Origin of the sequence: Kangiella aquimarina DSM 16071 (assembly GCF_000374105.1) — a bacterium.
Classification (GTDB): Bacteria; Pseudomonadota; Gammaproteobacteria; order Enterobacterales; family Kangiellaceae; genus Kangiella; species Kangiella aquimarina.
In genome coordinates this window covers 1,902,200-1,919,536 of record NZ_KB893650.1, presented here as the reverse complement: position 1 = coordinate 1,919,536, position 17,337 = coordinate 1,902,200, and the positions used below count along the sequence as shown (strand labels likewise).

General features: G+C 43.0%; 17 protein-coding genes and 1 tRNA gene. 9 read left to right on the top strand and 9 right to left on the bottom strand.

Going from position 1 to position 17,337, the window contains the following annotated elements:
• Positions 1 to 379 precede the first annotated feature (379 nt).
• From lolA to B158_RS0109090, 7 genes are all read left to right on the top strand, one after another.
• Positions 380 to 1,063 carry an outer membrane lipoprotein chaperone LolA gene (gene lolA / locus B158_RS0109120; protein WP_018625068.1) on the top strand — a complete coding sequence of 228 codons (684 nt, stop codon included), beginning with the start codon at positions 380 to 382 and terminating at the stop codon, positions 1,061 to 1,063.
• A gap of 6 nt (positions 1,064 to 1,069) precedes the next feature.
• Positions 1,070 to 2,407, top strand: a complete 1,338-nt coding sequence (locus tag B158_RS0109115) for a replication-associated recombination protein A (protein WP_018625067.1) — start codon at positions 1,070 to 1,072, stop codon at positions 2,405 to 2,407.
• A 2-nt stretch (positions 2,408 to 2,409) separates the two neighbouring features.
• A complete protein-coding gene (gene crcB, locus B158_RS0109110; protein WP_018625066.1) occupies positions 2,410 to 2,793 on the top strand; it encodes a fluoride efflux transporter CrcB in 384 nt (127 codons plus the stop codon).
• A gap of 37 nt (positions 2,794 to 2,830) precedes the next feature.
• Positions 2,831 to 4,099, top strand: a complete 1,269-nt coding sequence (gene serS, locus B158_RS0109105) for a serine--tRNA ligase (protein WP_018625065.1) — start codon at positions 2,831 to 2,833, stop codon at positions 4,097 to 4,099.
• 15 nt (positions 4,100 to 4,114) lie between these two features.
• Positions 4,115 to 4,191 (top strand) — tRNA-Arg (locus B158_RS0109100).
• Positions 4,192 to 4,263: 72 nt separating this feature from the next.
• Positions 4,264 to 4,944 (top strand): rhodanese-like domain-containing protein, encoded by a 681-nt coding sequence (locus tag B158_RS13360; protein WP_018625064.1) that lies wholly within the window; start codon positions 4,264 to 4,266, stop codon positions 4,942 to 4,944.
• A 2-nt stretch (positions 4,945 to 4,946) separates the two neighbouring features.
• Positions 4,947 to 5,324 carry a VOC family protein gene (locus tag B158_RS0109090; protein ID WP_018625063.1) on the top strand — a complete coding sequence of 126 codons (378 nt, stop codon included), beginning with the start codon at positions 4,947 to 4,949 and terminating at the stop codon, positions 5,322 to 5,324.
• Between the two features lie 69 nt (positions 5,325 to 5,393).
• On the opposite strand, the gene aguB is transcribed toward B158_RS0109090, so the two are convergent.
• The 5 genes from aguB to speD all read right to left on the bottom strand — a co-directional run bounded on the left by aguB (position 5,394) and on the right by speD (position 10,726).
• On the bottom strand, positions 5,394 to 6,251 hold the full coding sequence (gene aguB, locus B158_RS0109080) for an N-carbamoylputrescine amidase (protein WP_018625062.1): 858 nt from the start codon (positions 6,249 to 6,251) through the stop codon (positions 5,394 to 5,396).
• A 35-nt stretch (positions 6,252 to 6,286) separates the two neighbouring features.
• On the bottom strand, positions 6,287 to 7,270 hold the full coding sequence (locus B158_RS0109075) for an agmatine deiminase family protein (RefSeq protein ID WP_026309338.1): 984 nt from the start codon (positions 7,268 to 7,270) through the stop codon (positions 6,287 to 6,289).
• A gap of 5 nt (positions 7,271 to 7,275) precedes the next feature.
• Positions 7,276 to 9,210 carry a biosynthetic arginine decarboxylase gene (gene speA, locus B158_RS0109070; RefSeq protein ID WP_018625060.1) on the bottom strand — a complete coding sequence of 645 codons (1,935 nt, stop codon included), beginning with the start codon at positions 9,208 to 9,210 and terminating at the stop codon, positions 7,276 to 7,278.
• A 157-nt stretch (positions 9,211 to 9,367) separates the two neighbouring features.
• Positions 9,368 to 10,231: a polyamine aminopropyltransferase gene (gene speE, locus B158_RS0109065; protein WP_018625059.1), complete on the bottom strand. Its 864-nt coding sequence runs from the start codon at positions 10,229 to 10,231 to the stop codon at positions 9,368 to 9,370.
• A gap of 21 nt (positions 10,232 to 10,252) precedes the next feature.
• The gene (speD, locus tag B158_RS0109060) at positions 10,253 to 10,726 is read right to left on the bottom strand and encodes an adenosylmethionine decarboxylase (protein WP_018625058.1); all 474 of its coding nucleotides are present in this window, start codon (positions 10,724 to 10,726) and stop codon (positions 10,253 to 10,255) included.
• Positions 10,727 to 11,052: 326 nt separating this feature from the next.
• Between speD and B158_RS0109050 the strand changes: the two genes are divergently transcribed.
• Positions 11,053 to 11,925, top strand: a complete 873-nt coding sequence (locus tag B158_RS0109050) for a DMT family transporter (RefSeq protein WP_018625056.1) — start codon at positions 11,053 to 11,055, stop codon at positions 11,923 to 11,925.
• A 322-nt stretch (positions 11,926 to 12,247) separates the two neighbouring features.
• Complete coding sequence (locus B158_RS0109045; protein ID WP_018625055.1) at positions 12,248 to 13,474, top strand: hypothetical protein; 1,227 nt, start codon at positions 12,248 to 12,250, stop codon at positions 13,472 to 13,474.
• Between the two features lie 82 nt (positions 13,475 to 13,556).
• Here B158_RS0109045 and B158_RS0109040 read toward each other — a convergent pair whose 3' ends face one another.
• The 4 genes from B158_RS0109040 to B158_RS0109020 form a co-directional block, all read right to left on the bottom strand.
• Positions 13,557 to 14,594 (bottom strand): Glu/Leu/Phe/Val family dehydrogenase, encoded by a 1,038-nt coding sequence (locus B158_RS0109040; protein ID WP_018625054.1) that lies wholly within the window; start codon positions 14,592 to 14,594, stop codon positions 13,557 to 13,559.
• A 70-nt stretch (positions 14,595 to 14,664) separates the two neighbouring features.
• Positions 14,665 to 16,185, bottom strand: coding sequence for an L-piperidine-6-carboxylate dehydrogenase (gene amaB, locus B158_RS0109035; RefSeq protein ID WP_018625053.1), 1,521 nt, complete (start codon positions 16,183 to 16,185; stop codon positions 14,665 to 14,667).
• 283 nt (positions 16,186 to 16,468) lie between these two features.
• The gene (locus B158_RS0109025) at positions 16,469 to 16,708 is read right to left on the bottom strand and encodes an EF-hand domain-containing protein (RefSeq protein ID WP_018625051.1); all 240 of its coding nucleotides are present in this window, start codon (positions 16,706 to 16,708) and stop codon (positions 16,469 to 16,471) included.
• A 41-nt stretch (positions 16,709 to 16,749) separates the two neighbouring features.
• On the bottom strand, positions 16,750 to 17,325 hold the full coding sequence (locus B158_RS0109020; RefSeq protein ID WP_018625050.1) for a plasmid pRiA4b ORF-3 family protein: 576 nt from the start codon (positions 17,323 to 17,325) through the stop codon (positions 16,750 to 16,752).
• Between the last annotated feature and the right edge of the window lie 12 nt (positions 17,326 to 17,337).

Sequence of the window (17,337 nt, the reverse complement as noted above, 5' to 3'; positions counted from 1 at the left end):
AGTAGGTTGTTTGTTAATACGGCGTTATAAAATAATTAAATTTTGTCATTTAGAGAGCTAAACTCCGCAATTTAATTATTTTATGCCTTGTCTTAACTGCACCGTTAACGCTCAAAGAGCTGGATGAATATAGCTTTGTTGTTCTTAATCATTTTGTGTCGTCATTTACAAAAACACGTAAACTCTCACTAAGTAATTAAGAATACCGAGTCTTCGCTGCACCACAGACGCTGGATATTCAACCGGAAATTGATATGAGGTGCCAGGTGAGCACCGTTAACGCTCTAAGAAGTATGTAGCAACATACTGAGCTATTAAGGCCTAATTCAGTATTGGGCAGTTATAACGTGATTACATTTGACCGAATTATGGTAACGAAATGATTAAAAGTATAAAGAAACAGTTTGGCCAGTTAACTGCAGCCGTCGCTTTAATGGGTTTGAGTATTGCTGCTCAAGCAGACGCGCCTCAGGAACTGGAAAAGAAATTAACAGCAATTGATAGTTTTAAAGCTGATTTCAGTCAGGTTATAACAGATGAATTCGGCACTCTAATCGACAAATCATCTGGCCACTTTGAACTGAAGCGTCCACAGTTATTCCGCTGGGTTGTGGTAGAACCGTTTGAGCAGCAAATCGTTGCTGATGGTATTAACCTTTGGCAGTTTGATATGGATATTGAGCAAATCAATGTTTCAAGTCTTGATCAAACTCTGGCTAATTCACCTGCTGCTTTATTGAGCCAGGCTCAATTAGATGTTGCGGCAAACTATGAAGTGGCAGCTGTTAAAGGCGAGGGTGAGGGCGTATTAATCTATCACCTGACCCCACGCGATCCTGATGCTTTATACGAAGTTCTGATTCTAGAATTCCATGGTTCCGATCTGGTTGCCTTACAGGTTAAAGACAACCTTGGGCAGGCTACTTTAGTCGATTTTACCAATGTAACTATGAACCCAGAATTTGAAGATGACCACTTCGAGTTTGAGGTTCCAGAAGGTATTGATGTCATTGATAGCCGAAATTCAATTGAAGGTGCTGCACTAGAGAAAGGTGACTTCTAAAATCTCATGAGTGGACAATCGAATCTTTTTTCAGACTCTCCGCTCAATGCTCCGTTGGCAGATCGTTTGCGCCCGACATCTCTAGAGAATTACGTTGGGCAGGAGCATCTGCTTGCTCCCGGCAAACCTCTTCGTCAGGCAATAGATACCAAGCGTCCTTTTTCACTAATTTTCTGGGGGCCTCCCGGAACCGGTAAAACGACACTTGCTCGATTAATTGCACAAAGTTCAAATGCTCATTTCATTACTATTTCAGCGGTTTTAGCCGGCGTTAAAGACATACGCGCTGCGGTAGATGAAGCTCGCCAATATCAGGCTCAGGGCAAGCCAACCATATTATTTGTCGATGAGGTTCATCGCTTTAACAAAGCTCAACAGGATGCTTTTTTACCCTATGTTGAAGATGGTACTTTGACTTTCATTGGTGCTACAACTGAAAACCCCTCCTTTGAACTTAATAATGCTCTTCTTTCCAGGGCGCGCGTGTTTGTTTTAAAAGATCTTTCAGAAAGTGCGCTGGATAAATTAATAAGCAGGGCGCTGACAGATGAAGATCTTGGCCTGGGTAAGTATCATCTTTATATCGCAGAAGAAAGTCGAAAACATTTAATCGATGCAGCTGATGGTGACGGTCGTCGCTTGCTGAATTTTCTCGAGCTAGCCAGCGAACTGGCGTTAGCAAAAGATGATGAATCTCCTGTCATTGATGATGAAGTGCTAGAGGAAACTCTTACACAATCCCTTCGAAGATTTGATAAGGGTGGTGAGCATTTTTATGATCAGATTTCGGCATTGCATAAATCGGTTCGCGGCAGTAATCCTGATGGGGCGCTTTATTGGTTCTGCCGCATGATTGATGGTGGTTGTGATCCTTTGTATGTCGCACGTCGAGTGGTTCGCATGGCCAGTGAGGACATTGGCAATGCGGATCCGCGTGGTTTAACCTTGGCGCTTAATGCCTGGGATGTGCAGGAGCGCTTAGGAAGTCCCGAAGGGGAGCTGGCAATTGCTCAGGCCATAATATACCTCGCCTGCGCGCCAAAAAGTAACGCTGTCTATATGGCTTATAACAATGCTCTTCGCGATGTGAAAAATGAACCGACTTATGAAGTTCCCATGCATATCAGAAATGCCCCAACCAAATTAATGAAAGAGTTGGATTATGGTACCGGTTATCGCTATGACCATGATGAGCCGGATGCATTTTCAGCTGGGCAGACTTACTTTCCCGATGAGAAAGGGGAAACCCAGTACTATCACCCTGTGGACAGAGGGCTTGAAAAGAAGATTGCCGATAAACTAGCCTGGCTCAAGGCTAAAAGCGAACAATTTAATAAGGGCTAACTATGAATATTGCAGTTATTGCCAGCATTGGCCTTGGGGGAGCGCTTGGCGCTATTGCGAGATTCAAATGTAGAGATCTTGCGGAGTGGCTGTTTGGCGAGCATTATCTGTGGGGTACTTTACTTGCAAATGTTATTGGTTGCTTTATTGCTGGCTTCTTGTTGACTTTTTGGCAGACAGCACAAGTTTCCAATAATATTCGCATGGGGGTTGTTATTGGTTTTCTAGGTGCCTTGACAACTTTCTCGACCTTTTCTGTTGAAACCTTTCAGCTAATGCAGCAACAGCTATGGCTTAAAGCTGGACTAAATATCAGCGCCAATTTGATACTTTGCATGCTTTTCGTGTTTTTTGGTGCTTGGCTTGGTGGTAGAATGGCCGCCTGAAATTTAACCGCAAACCATAACGGATTCTAAAAAGACAATGCTTGACCCTAAACTATTACGTACTGACATTGACGCAGTTGCTGAAAACTTAGCAAAGCGCGGCTTTGAGCTTGATGTAGAGCTATACAACAAGCTGGAAGAAGAGCGCAAAGCTATTCAAGTTGAAACGCAGGAATTACAAAACCAACGTAACTCCAGTTCCAAATCAATAGGGCAGGCAAAAGCACGTGGTGAAGACATCCAACCCTTATTGGAGCAAGTAGCTGATTTAGGCAGCAAGTTAGATGCTGCAAAAGAGCGACTCAATCAGGTCATGGCCCAGCTTGATGATATTCACTATGGCATTCCAAACCTGTTGGATGAGTCAGTTCCAGAAGGTAAGGACGAAAGCGAGAATGTTGAGATTCGTCGTTGGGGTGAGCCGCGCAAGTTTGATTTTGAACCCAAGGATCACGTTGAAGTCGGTGAAGCTCTCAATGGTTTAGACTTTGCCAGCGCTGCAAAAATCTCTGCCAGCCGTTTCATTGTCAAAAAAGGCCTGGTTGCCAAGCTGCATCGGGCCTTGATTCAGTTCATGCTCGATTTGCATAGCAAAGAACACGGTTATGAAGAAGTCTATGTTCCATATATGGTTAATGCCGAAAGTTTAACGGGTACTGGCCAATTACCTAAATTCGAAGAAGACCTTTTCAAAGCTCAGGGTAAGAATCAAGATGACCGACCTTTGTACCTTATCCCAACTGCCGAGGTTCCTGTAACCAACCTCGTTCGTGACGAGATTGTTGAAGCAGAACAGCTTCCTCTGCAATTTGTTGCTCATACCCCATGTTTCCGTAGTGAAGCGGGCTCATATGGCCGCGATGTGCGTGGCCTAATTCGCTTACACCAATTCGAGAAAGTTGAGTTGGTACACATTACTAAGCCAGAAGACTCAATGGATGCGTTAGAGCGATTAATTGGTCATGCTGAGAAAGTCTTGCAGCTACTTGAGCTTCCATATCGTGTTGTAACCCTATGTTCTGGAGACATAGGGTTTGGAGCAAACAAAACCTACGATATCGAAGTATGGTTACCAAGCCAGAATACTTATCGTGAGATTTCTTCATGTAGTAACACAGGTGATTTTCAGGCTCGCCGTATGCAAGCTCGCTGGCGTAATCCAGAAACCGGTAAGCCAGAACTGGTACACACCCTGAATGGTTCAGGTTTGGCAGTAGGACGTACACTGGTAGCCATTTTAGAAAACTACCAGAATGAAGATGGAACTATCACTATTCCTGAAGCATTAATGTCTTATATTAAATAAAAATCACGCTTCCGCACCCCCGTAGCTCATCTGGATAGAGCGTCCCCCTCCTAAGGGGAAGGTAACAGGTTCGAATCCTGTCGGGGGTGCCATTCCTGTCTTGATTCTCTGGTCCTAACGTATAACAATGGAAGTGTCTTTTGTTCTATTAATCGGGGGGACTTATGAAATTTTTAAAAACTTTCACTTTAGTATCAATTGCTTATTTACTTGCATCTTGTGCTTCTATGTCTGGTGGTGATGAGGAGATTGAATCTACACAAAGGTTAGAAGCTAAAGAGTTCATGATGTCTACAGGAGACATTGTTAGATTCAAGAATAACTCTTTGGAGTTTTTGAAAATTGTTAATGACTCAAGGTGTCCAAAAGGTGTGCAATGTGTAAGCGAAGGATCGGCTATCTTAAGCTTTATATATTTAACACCGAATTCTGCTGAATCATTTACCTTAGATACTAGTGACAACTCAGTACATTCATTTGAGAATATAAGATTTGGATTGATGTCGTTTGAACCTCTACCTTCAGAGGGTACTATATTAAGCCCCGATGAGTTTACTGCAAGACTGGTGGTTGCAGAAGAAGGTTCATTAGAAGATGTCACAATTATCGATGTTAGAACCGATGGTGAGTATAACAATAGCCACTATTCTGGAGCAGTTCATATACCTGTTGATGAAATCGGTAAGAGAATAGGTGAACTTAACCTTGCTAAAGATGAAACCTTTATTGTTTATTGCAGAAGTGGTAATCGTGCTGGTAAAGCTAAAGAAGAACTAGAAGCAATGGGTTACACCAATGTCATTAATGGTGTGAATGAAGACAGTTTGTACAAACTAATGGATTAATTATGGCTGGAAAAGTATTAGGAATTGGCGGTGTCTTTTTTAAGTGCTGCGATAGGGATGCTTTAGGGAAATGGTACGAAAAGTCATTAGGTTTTAAAATTGATCCCAGTTATGGTGGAACCAGTTTCCCGAAAAAAGACTTGCCGGATGGTGCATATACCGTTTGGGGTACCTTTAAGGAAGATACTGACTATTTCGCACCATCATCTAAAGATTTTATGCTAAATCTAATAGTCGATGATGTTGAAGCTTGCATAAAACAGGTAGTCGCCAATGGCGGCCAACAAATTGGTGATGTGTGCGAGGAAGAGGGGTTTGGCAAATTTGCCTGGTTTGTCGATCCCGAAGGTAACAAAATTGAATTATGGCAGATGCCATAATAATTAAGGCCTCAATGGTAAAAAGCCCAGCAATTAGCTGGGCTTTTTTTGTTCTTTTTAGCTTCAAAGCTAAAACTGAGTAATACGCTGGTAATACTCAGGTCGACGATCTCTGAACAATCCCCAGCTGGCACGTTGTTTTGCCACTTTATCCAAGTCAAACTCTTGGCAGATAACACCTTCGCTGGTTTTGTCCATTTCCTGAACTTTGGCACCAAATGGATCGGTGATGAATGACGAGCCATAGAAAGTGATGCCACAGGTTTCGCCTTGTTCAGTACCAATTCTATTTGACGCTACGACAGGCACCATGTTGGCGCCGCTATGGCCTTGCATAACTCGTTGCCAGTGTTGGCGTGAGTCCCAATTCGGGTCTTGTGGTTCAGAGCCGATAGCAGTAGGGTAATAAATCACTTCAGCACCTTGCAGCGCAAGAATTCTCGCTGCTTCCGGGAACCATTGATCCCAGCAAATAGCGGCACCCATGCGACCAAATTTTGTGTCCCACACTTTAAAGCCGGTATCACCTGGCGAGAAGTAAAACTTCTCCTGATAACCGTGACCATCAGGAATATGCATCTTGCGATAATTGTCCATAATGGTTCCATCAGCGTCTATCATAGCCAGTGAGTTGAAGTGTGCATTGCCAGCTTTCTCAAAGTAGCTAATCGGTAAAACAACACCCAGCTGTTTTGCTACGGTTGAAAAGTGTTGTAGAACGCGGCTTTCAGGATACGGCTCCGCCCAGTCAAAATACTTCGGATCCTGATCTTTGCACCAGTAATAACCTGCAAACAGTTCCTGCAATAGAATGGCGTTTGCGCCTTGTTCTGCAGCCTGTCTGACTAAAGCTTCTCCTTTGGCGATGTTCTCATCAAAGTTTGAACTGACAGCAAATTGAGTTGCTGCAAATGTTACATTTCTCATAGTGTTATCACCTAAATTAGCTCCAATGTGAGCCGTTAAATCTTGGGTTGTTGCATGGTGATGCAGTGGATGCCACCGCCACCAACTAAAATTTCGTTAGCATCGATCTGATGAACGCTTCGATGTGGGAAGAGGTCCGTCAGAACCGACTTTGCTTCATCATCTTGCTTGCAGCCAAAAGACGGCATAATGATGGCATCATTGGCAATATAAAAGTTTATGTATGATAGTGGCACACGCAGTCCATCTTCATATCGTGCTTCAGGCTCTGATATTTCAACAAGCTTGATATTGCTTTCTTTCAAAATAGCCCGGTTTTCATCGTAGATAGAATAGTTTTCGCTCAACTTGTCGCAATTTTGACTAATCACTAAGTCCTCTTCAACGAAGCAGGCAATATTGTCTATATGGCCGTCGGTATCAACATCACCGGCAATGCCTTTGTCCAACCACACGACTTTTTCTGCGCCAAACTGTTCCAATAGCTCCGCCTCGATTTGTTGCTGAGTTAATGATGGATTGCGGTTGGAGTTTAACAGACATTCTTGGGTAGTTAGCAGTATGCCTTTGCCGTTCGAATGAATAGCACCGCCTTCCAGTACCATATCAAACTGACGTGATTGACTGCCTGTATACTTGATGATGTTTTCTGCAACCTTGGCGTCATTGTCATAGGGGGAGAACTTGTTGCCCCATGCATTAAATTGGAAATCTAAAGCCATAGCCTGGCCATTGTCTTCAATCCAAATGGGGGCTGTATCTCGTGTCCAGCTATCATCAATTGCACATTCAACCAGCGTGATGGAACTACTAAGTTTCTTAGTGGCAAATGCTTTGTGTTCAGGCTTTACCAACATAAAAAGCGGCTCATAGTCTGCAATGGTATTAGCCACTTCAGCAAAGGCCAGTTGGGCTTTTTCAAGCCCGTTTGTCCAAATTTCTGTACGGCACGGCCAGGCCATCCAGGTTGCCTGATGTGTTTCCCATTCGGCTGGCCAGCGTCTTGTTAACTGAGTCATTCCCATTAATCCTCTAGATAACTATAACCATAGATACCTTCACGTAATTCCGCTAGGTATTGGCGTTGCTGTGCCTGCTCTAGATTGCTTGATTTTAGTTGTCGACGATAGGACTCAAGCAATGATTTAGCATCAAAATCAACATACTCCAGCATTTCATCAACGCCCGAACCATAGTCCGTACCAGTAATCTTTATTTCACCTATTTCGGTTAGCACCAGATCGATAGTGTGGGTATCGCCGAATAGGTTATGCATGTCGCCGAGAATCTCCTGATAGGCTCCTACCATGAAGAATCCGAGTAGATACTCATCACCAGGCTTATAGGGCGGTAAATGGATAGTTGGCGTGATGCCCTGACCATTAACATACTGCTCTAAAACGCCATCACTGTCGCAGGTAATATCCTGAATAATAACGCTTTCGGTAGGTTCTTCATTAAGACCGAGCAACGGCATAACAGGGAAAATCTGATCGATTGCCCATGCGTCCGGAAGAGACTGAAAAATCGAAAAGTTGACGAAGTACTTGCTAGCTAACTTTTCATTCAGTTCATCCAGAATATTTTGATGTTCCTGAATTTCTGGAACCAATTTCTCTTTAACCAGCATTAAAATCATACGATGCAGGCGCTCAGCCATTGCCCGCTCAGCCAACGATAAGACCTGGTGGCTAAACATGCCCTGTGCTTCTGTCAGTAAATAACCGGCATCATGGAAACTTTCCATGAGTTTTCGGTTGTCTTTGGTATTAATAGCTTCCTGATAGCTTTCCCACAGGTTATGTAAGACCAAGGGTGCTTCCTCGGAAGGAGCCTCTAAATCAACTTTTTCGGGTGCTTCAGAGTCAATAACATTGGCGATTAACACAGCATGGTGTGCTGTCAATGCGCGTCCCGACTCGGTAATAATATTCGGATGGGGCAGGTCATTTTCATTGGCTACATCGTAAAACGCCCAGACCACGTTATTAGCGTATTCTGATAAGCTGTAATTAATAGAGCAATGGCTCTGACTGCGTGTGCCTTCATAGTCCACACCAAGGCCGCCACCAACATCGACTGTTTCAACAGGTACGCCAAGCGCGTGCAGCTCGGCATAAAAACGAGCACACTCTTTTAGAGCGTTCTGGATATCGCGAATGGAGGTGATTTGAGAACCCAAATGGAAGTGAAGCAGCTTGAAAATATCAACCTGATCTTTTTCCTGCAAGGTCTCTACCAGGCGCAAAATTTGGCTGGCTGATAGGCCAAACTTCGAATGGTCACCGCCAGAGGTTTGCCACTTGGATTCGCCTTTAGAAGCAAGGCGAGCACGCACACCAATCGTAGGCTTAACGCCCATGCTTTCGGCTTCTTCCATCACCAACTGTAGCTCAGTCAGTTTTTCAACAACGATATAAACCTTATGGCCCAGCTGTGTACCAATGAGCGCTGTGCGAATATATTCGCGATCCTTATAGCCATTACAGACAATAGTCGAGTTTGTGTGCTCTGATAAGGCAAGCACAGCCATTAGCTCCGGTTTGCTACCAGCTTCAAGGCCAATCTGCTTGTCATTGTTATTGTTTATGGCGGCCTGGCTTTGAACGATTTCTTCTACAACACGACGCTGCTGATTAACTTTAATCGGATAGCATATAGTGTAATGGCCTTTGAACTCATACTCTCTGATGGCTTGATTAAAAGCTTCGCACAGGCTGTTGACGCGATTGTGTAGGATGTCACTAAAGCGGAGTAGAGCAGGCATCTGGAAGCCTTTCTTCTGTAGCTCTTTGCAAATTTCTGTTAATTCAAAGTTGAATTCCGGACGGTTGCGATCCGGCTTTACGACCAGGTTTCCCTGTTCGTTTAAATCAAAGTAACCTTCGCTCCAATAAGGAAGGTTGTAGTGTGTACGAGCTTTGTCAATTGACCAATCGTCTTGTTGCTCTAATGCCATTGGGCTTTGTTCTCCTTAAAGTCCGACAGAGGTCTGTCGATACCATTAAAATAGATAAACTTTATATACCTTGTTAGCACATAAAACTATCATTTCTGTATGCCAGATACAAAAAAGGCGAACTGTGAAAGTTCGCCTTTGTGTTCATTTGCACGCTTTACTTGAGCGCCTCAACAACGTATTGGGGCAGGGCAAAGCTGGCGACGTGCAGTTCAGGGTTATAGTACCTGGTACTAAAATTAGCCTTACTAAATCGTTCACGAATCGTCTCAACCGTATGCTGGCGTAATGAAGCATCATCAGAACCCCATGAAAGGGTCATATTACCACCCACATAAGTAGGTACGGCTGTTACATAGAACCAACGATCGCTAAATAAGCCTTCAAAGCGATTAAATGTTGTCTTTACTTCATCAATTTGCATGAAGCTGACGCCATTTTGTGTCGCTAAAATGCCACCTTCGTTAAGGCTATTCTTGCAACCCTCATAGAAGCGCGATGTGAATAACACTTCACCAGGGCCTTCTGGATCAGTTGAATCAGAAATAATCACGTCAAACTTTTCGCCATTCTCTGAGTTAGCGTTGTTAACAATAAAATCGACACCATCGGCAATCACCAGATTAACGCGAGGATCATCAAAAGCGCCATCCGAATGTTTCGGGAAGTATTGTTTGCACATATCCACAACAGCAGCATCAATTTCTACCATGGTGACATGTTCAACTTCCGGATGACGCAAGACCTCACGCAAGATACCGCCATCGCCACCACCAATGATCAAAACACGTTTAGCATTACCATGGGCAAATAATGGCACATGAGTTAGCATCTCGTGATAGATAAACTCGTCTTTCTCAGTGGTTTGGATGACCCCGTCCAACGCCATAACATGACCAAACTGCTCATTGTTAAAAATGATCAGATGTTGATGCTCAGTTTTACTTTCAAACAGAACTTCATCAACAATGAAGCTCTGCCCGTAAGTGTTGTACAGGGTTTCGATAAATCTTTTTGCCATGTCGATTTATTGCCTTAGGCTTTATTTCTCAACTTGTCCACGCAAGATTTCGCTTACTTCGATTTTCGAAGGTAGGAAGGCTTTGCGTAAAATTTCTACTGCTTTATGAGGTTCAGCGTCACCACACATAAAAACATCAAACGCGGCATAGTCGCGCTCAGGCCAGGTGTGCACACTGATATGAGATTCAGCTAGTACGGCAACGCCCGAAATCCCACCGTTTGGTGTGAAGTGGTGCATGTGAATGTGAAGCAGGGTAGCGCCACACTCTACCACAGACTCGCGGAACGCCTGTTCCATCAGCTGTAGGTTATCTAACTTTGACGCACCCCAAAGATCAATGATCAAATGAGTGCCCGCAAAGATTTTGCCGTTTCTGTGTATGAAATGATCGTTTCGCTCATCGTTCTCGTTGACGTTCTTAAAAGAAGGCCACTGAGTTTCTGTTGCGCCAGTAGGATCAATCTCTTGGTTATAGTCGAAGTCTTTATACACTTCTTTAATCTCCTATACAGGGAAGCCATAAACAAGCTTATTTACAAATTTCTGGGGGCGTAACGATAGAAACTTCCCAGACCTACCAGGCGTGCTAATCATGTCATGTTCCTCCAAGCTGGAGTGGCATGAGCAAAAAATAGTCAATCAGCACAAAATGGAATGTGCTTTATACTTTGTTTGGCGAAAAATGCAAGAAAATTCGATTAGAAATAAGGAAAAAACTATCGGTTATAAAACCATTGTGAAAGAATGTCGGCTTTACAGCTTGATTTGAATTTAAAAGCTTCATCAAGTTTTAATCATAACCATCTGATTTATAAAGAATGAATACAGGTTTTTGGCGACTTATTTTACTGGCTGTTTTTGCTGTCTTTTTGATGGCTATGGTGCCAGTAATTATCAAGTATATTGCGGTCGATCCATGGCTAATTGGAGCCTTCAGACTGGCTGTCAGTGTGGTCGGTCTTATACTGCTTGCAGGCATAACTCGAAGACCATTAATTGCTCGAAAAGAGAACTGGATATTCATCTTATTATTAGGCTTGGTCTTTGCAATCCATTGGCTGACTTATTTTTATAGCATTCAATTATCAACAGCTTCTATTGCCGCTATTGGTGTTTCCACTTTTGGCGCACATTTGCTTTTACTGGGTTGGTTTGTTCATCGTCAGCCACCTCATTGGCTAGAACTATTCTGCGTCTTATTGGCATTTGTTGGTGTCTATTTAGTAGTACCTGACTTTAACCTTGCTGATGGAATGACCATTGGTCTGATCCTTGCTGTGATTTCAGGCTTTCTTTACGCTTTACTGCCGTTAATGCACCAAAAATACCGCCACATTAACGGAGAGCGCCGTACATTTGGTCAATTCTTTGTCGCTATGGTGATATTCAGTTTTGGCCTTCCGCAGGCTGATTGGGAAATTCCGAGCGAAAGCTGGTTAGGACTTATTGTTCTTGGAGTAGTTTGTACTCTGGTAGCACATAGCCTTTGGATCAAAGTCAGTACCGAGCTCAATCATGTGGTCACTTCGGTGGTTTACTATTTGTATGTACCGATTGCGATGCTATTCAGTTTTGTCTTTTTGGATGAGTTGTTATCCCCAGTCCAGTTGCTTGGAGCGGGATTGATACTGTTCGCCAATATTTTGGGAATCTGGTTTCGTTGGCGTCGACGTGATGAAGAGGAAAATTGATAAATACCTCAAACTATCCTAGATGCATCATATCTGTATCTAATACTGTATATTTTTGTATTTAATTGATATTCTTCACAGGCCAAAGTGACACTATTCCTTGCTAATTAATTAGATATAGTGCATCTAGGCATAACAGGATGTTATTCTTCCTCACTGATTTCTTAAGGATAATTAATGTATTGATGCAATTGTGACTTGCTAAATGGTGACAATAATGTAAATTTGCACAGCAAGTATCTTATAGTATATGAGATATACAGAACATTGTGTCACAATGTATCTAATTACATAAAGCAAAGTATTACTAGAAGGCAGTACTGTGAGTAAAACATTATCCCGCTCAGAATTAGCACTTATCGATCGAGAAGGGGAGCGCATCAAAAATGGTTTATCCAACCTAGTTGATGACTTTCCTAATCATGCCAAGACAATCACTGGGATGGCTAATTGGCTTAATGCCAATAAATCCACCTGCCAGCGTATGGTTGAAACTATCAACAAGGCGGTTGATGGTCTACAGGTCATTCAGTCACTACCTGGGCCAGCAGGCCTTCGAGGTTTCATTGATCTGGCAGAAAAGCACAAAGTGAATGTTAAGCTGGTCGAAGAAGCCAGATCCATGGTGGTAAGGTTTGAAAACCTGATTTATGAATATTCACGTAGTCACTCAGCTCTTAAGGCGCTGATCAAAGCGTCTGATAAAAGTAAGCAAAGTCAGGGCAATAAGAGCGATCAGCGTAAGGCTCTTTTCGAAGCATCGAGAATGGTTACTGGCGAGCAGATGGAGAATTTGTTCTTTGCCTGTATTCTGAAAGAAAATGAACAGGATCATAAATTTCTTCAACAATATACTTTAACTTTCTTCGATAACTGCGAGAAGACAGAAACGGCCCGTCCTTTAGTTATTCCAATTGGTCCCTGTGAGCAAAAGCTAGAACTTGAAAAGCCAGAGCTTATTTCTCAGGATGATGAGTTAGGCAGTAAGCTAGGTAACCTGTCGTTGATTGAAGAGCTGACAAGTGCCACAGTTGTTAAAAGTATTAACGAATTCACCCGTGGTGAAAACTCAGTCATCATTCCTGCAGCGTCTGAACAGGATAACGGCATCAATATTGCTGCTATGAAAAATTACCCTGAAGAGCAGTTAGGGCCGTTTTATGGCGGCAAAAAAGCTAGCTGTGTCAGTGTTCAGGTTCGAACTCCTGTTAAAAGTCTGTATATGGTTTGCTTCCTGGAGCGAAGTTATGCCATGCGTAGCGTTGCTAATGCTGGTATCTATTCAATGAATACTCAACTGGCAACCATGATTACCAGTCCTGATGCACTTTGGTATGACCGTTTCCATGATGAGGCTGACTTGGTTCTTTCAAGCCATGATGCTAATTTCTCTGAAAAGCTTAAGTATCCTATGGCTAATGAGTTGGTCGATACCTTATTTACGGTAACCGGCTGTGTTCGAAAAGAGTATGCGGCTTATCTTGTTAGAGTTGACTATCCGATATGGTCAACGGCATATCGCATTTATTTTCAGTACGCAATTGATTAATAGAGTTGCTTTCAGGCATAAAAAAACGGGCTAAAAGCCCGTTTTTTTATGCTCTAAAATGAGCTAAGAATAACTAATCAGATTATTTATTCTTGGCAGCTGCCACACGTTGGCGAGCTAACTCATCAGCGATTACGTTTGTTGGGCGGCCACTTAGTTTTGAGGCTTCGAACACTTCAGTTAAAGTGCCATAAATCTCATCAACTTTTTCTAATGCAGCATCACGATTATAGTTTTCTTCGAATGATACATTGATGATACCGCCAGCATTGATCACATAATCAGGTGCGTACAAGATACCTTTGCTTAGCAGAATATCGCCGTGACGATCTTCAGCAAGCTGGTTATTGGCTGCGCCAGCAACGATAGATGCTTTGATGTGAGGAATAGTTGTGTCATTGATTGTTGCACCTAAAGCACAAGGAGCGTAAACGTCTACATCCTGGCTATAGATCTCGTTAACATCAACTGCCACAGCACCAAACTCATTAACCACACGGTCAACGTTTTCTTTGTTGATATCCGTAACAACAAGTTTTGCACCTTCATCGTTTAAGTGCTTACACAGGTAATAACCAACATGGCCAAGACCTTGTACTGCAACTTTAAGACCATCTAAATCATCACGACCAAGTTTATGCTTTACAGCAGCTTTAATACCTTTGTAAACGCCATAAGCTGTAACCGGAGAAGGGTCACCAGATTTGCCTTCCAAACCTAAAACATAATTGGTTTCTTTGTTAACGATAGCCATATCGTTTGGGTTGATGCCAACATCTTCCGCAGTGATATATTTACCGCTTAACTTTTCAACAAAGCGACCGAAAGCACGGAAAAGTTCTTCCGACTTCATAGTTTTAGAGTTACCAATGATGACCGATTTACCGCCGCCCATTTGTAGGCCAGCCATAGCATTTTTATAGGTCATACCGCGAGATAGACGCAATGCATCAATCAAAGCGCCTTCGTCAGAGTTATAATCCCACATACGACAGCCACCAACCGCAGGACCCAGGTTAGTGTTGTGGATACAAATAATGGCTTTTAAGCCAGATTCAACATCACGACAAAAGACGATTTGTTCGTGATCGTCGTATGCACGTAGATTAAAAACTGCCATAAAGATCTCCTTTAATAAGGATATAAACAAGGGAAGCCGCAACAGTTGCGGCTTCAATTAAAAACAATGATTATCCCAGGTCGAACTTAATACCCTGAGCTAGAGTAGGTTGGTCACCCCAGAAGATAGTGTTGGTTTGACGACGCATGTATGCTTTCCATGCATCTGAACCAGCTTCACGACCGCCGCCAGTTTCTTTTTCACCACCGAATGCACCGCCAATTTCAGCACCAGAAGTACCGATGTTGACGTTAGCAATACCGCAATCAGAGCCTAGAGCTGAAAGGAATTTCTCGGCAACTTTCATGTCGCGTGTGAAGATAGCTGAAGATAGACCAGCTTTAGAGTGGTTCTGCATCGCAATCGCTTCTTCAGTCGTTTCATAAGTCATAACGTAAAGAATTGAAGCGAAAGTTTCAGTCTGAACAACATCCCAGTGGTTTTCTGCGCGAATAACCGTTGGCTCGATGAAGAAGCCAGGACCATCAATGGCTTTACCACCAGCAAGAACTTCACCACCAGCTTCTTTAGCTTTAGCGACCGCATTCTCGAAATTCTTAACTGCGTTAGCGTCAACTAGTGGACCCATCAAGGTGTCTTTATCCAGTGGGTTACCGATTTTAACTTGCTTGTAGGCATTAACGATTGCTGGAATCACTTGATCAGCAACGTCTTTGTGTACGATTAAGCGACGAGTTGAAGTACAACGTTGACCGGCAGTACCTACAGCACCGAATACGATTGCTGGAACTGCAATATCCATATCGGCTGTCTTATCAAGGATAAGCGCGTTGTTACCTGAAAGCTCAAGCAAGCTTTTGCCCATACGCTCAGCAACTTTAACGCCAACCATACGACCAACTTCACTTGAACCAGTGAAAGACATTTTCTTAACACGAGCGTCTTCGATGAAGCGCTGTGATAACTTATTCTCTTCAGTATCGATGAACAAGCAGAAGATACCTTTTAGGCCTTCTTCTTCAAGAACCTTGTTACAGATATTTTGAACTGCAATTGCAGTTAAAGGAGTTTTTGGAGATGGTTTCCAAACGACTGTGTTACCACAGATAGCTGCTATGAAAGCATTCCATGACCAAACTGCAACTGGGAAGTTGAAAGCAGACATTACGCCAGTGATACCTAGCGGATGCCATTGTTCATACATGCGGTGCTCAGGACGCTCAGAGTGCATAGTTTTACCATACAACATACGAGATTGACCTACGGCGAAATCGGCCATATCAATCATTTCCTGAACTTCACCATCACCTTCAGCTTTGATTTTGCCCATTTCGGCAGAAACAAGGCTACCTAGAGCATCTTTGTGCTCACGTAAGGCATTTCCGATTTTGCGAACAAGCTCACCGCGTAGAGGAGCTGGAACTTTACGCCACTCTTCAAAAGCAGCTTCGGCTTCCTGCATAACTTTGTCGTAATCGGTTGCTGAACTGGCGTTTACTTTTGCGATAACTTCGCCAGTTGCAGGATTGATAGACTCAATTACGCCTGCGTCTTGAGTGTCGGTGTAACCTTGGCCCCAACTAGCTGATTGGTTGACGGCTTCGATACCTAGCTCTTTCAAAAAATCCATAAATACCTCTAAATTCGGTTAAAACTGCACCAAAGCTATTGATTTATGATTGCTTTGGCGATTAATAATTTTGCGGCGCTACCATACCACCAGAGGGCATTTTTCGCCAGTTAATTTTGGTATTGCTGGTTAAAGATTAGTCAATGGTTGCGCTGGTCAGAGCTGTTATATGGGCAGGGGTTATGGCTTTTAACTTATTGATTAGATTTATTTATGAAAAGGGCGGCTATTTGATTTTGCCGCCCTCAGGGTATGGAATTGATTAATGAAAAAAATTGATTAATTAAAATTCCCACCAACAGGTTTCCCACCACTCGAGAAACTCATCAAACTCGATATGCGTATCGTGATTTTTATCGACTAAATCGAAGCCACGTTTAACCTGCTCATCAGTTGCATCAGGGGATAGTACTTTAAGCAAACGCTCGAATTCTTTGAGATCGATTTGGCCATTGTTATCAGTATCGAAATAATCAAAATGTTCTTTAACTTCTTGAATATGTTGATCAGTTAATGGCTTCATTGGGTCTCCATTTTGTTAATGAATTTTTTGAACTGACTTAGCTACTCATCTTCGTAAGTGAAGCTGTCCTGAAGGCTGGCATTTGCCTCAGCCACGCTAAAACGATTGGGAGAGAACCCTTCACCAAACCATTCTCTGACTTCTTCATGCTCGAAATGGTTAGGGGAGCGTAAAACATTGAGCAAATGTTCATAGCCAGCTACGCCACCAGCATCTTCAGGAGGGCAGGCATTTTTACCATCAATACACTCAACGTATACATCTGGTTTAGGTTCTTTAAAGCCCATCAAAGTCACTTTATGGTGCCAGTGATCGGCAAAATCATAGGTATATTCAATACTATCTTCCTTGTTGGCTAGCACATCCGTTATGGCAATGTTTGCTTCATTTTGCCATTCTTCATCGCCATCACCTTCCGGGTCAATATAACCATAGCGCTTGCCATCTTTCTGGAATTCGTGCTGCTGATAGTCTTCCCAGCCAAAAATTGCCTGGATAGCATAATGAAGGTCTTCAAGGGTCGCGCTTGGGTCAATAATGATATCGCGCCAAACAGGAAGGTTTAGGTGCTCCAGCTCTACTCGCAGATGAAGCATGTTTTGCGTTTTAGTTGACATGTTGTCGTCTCA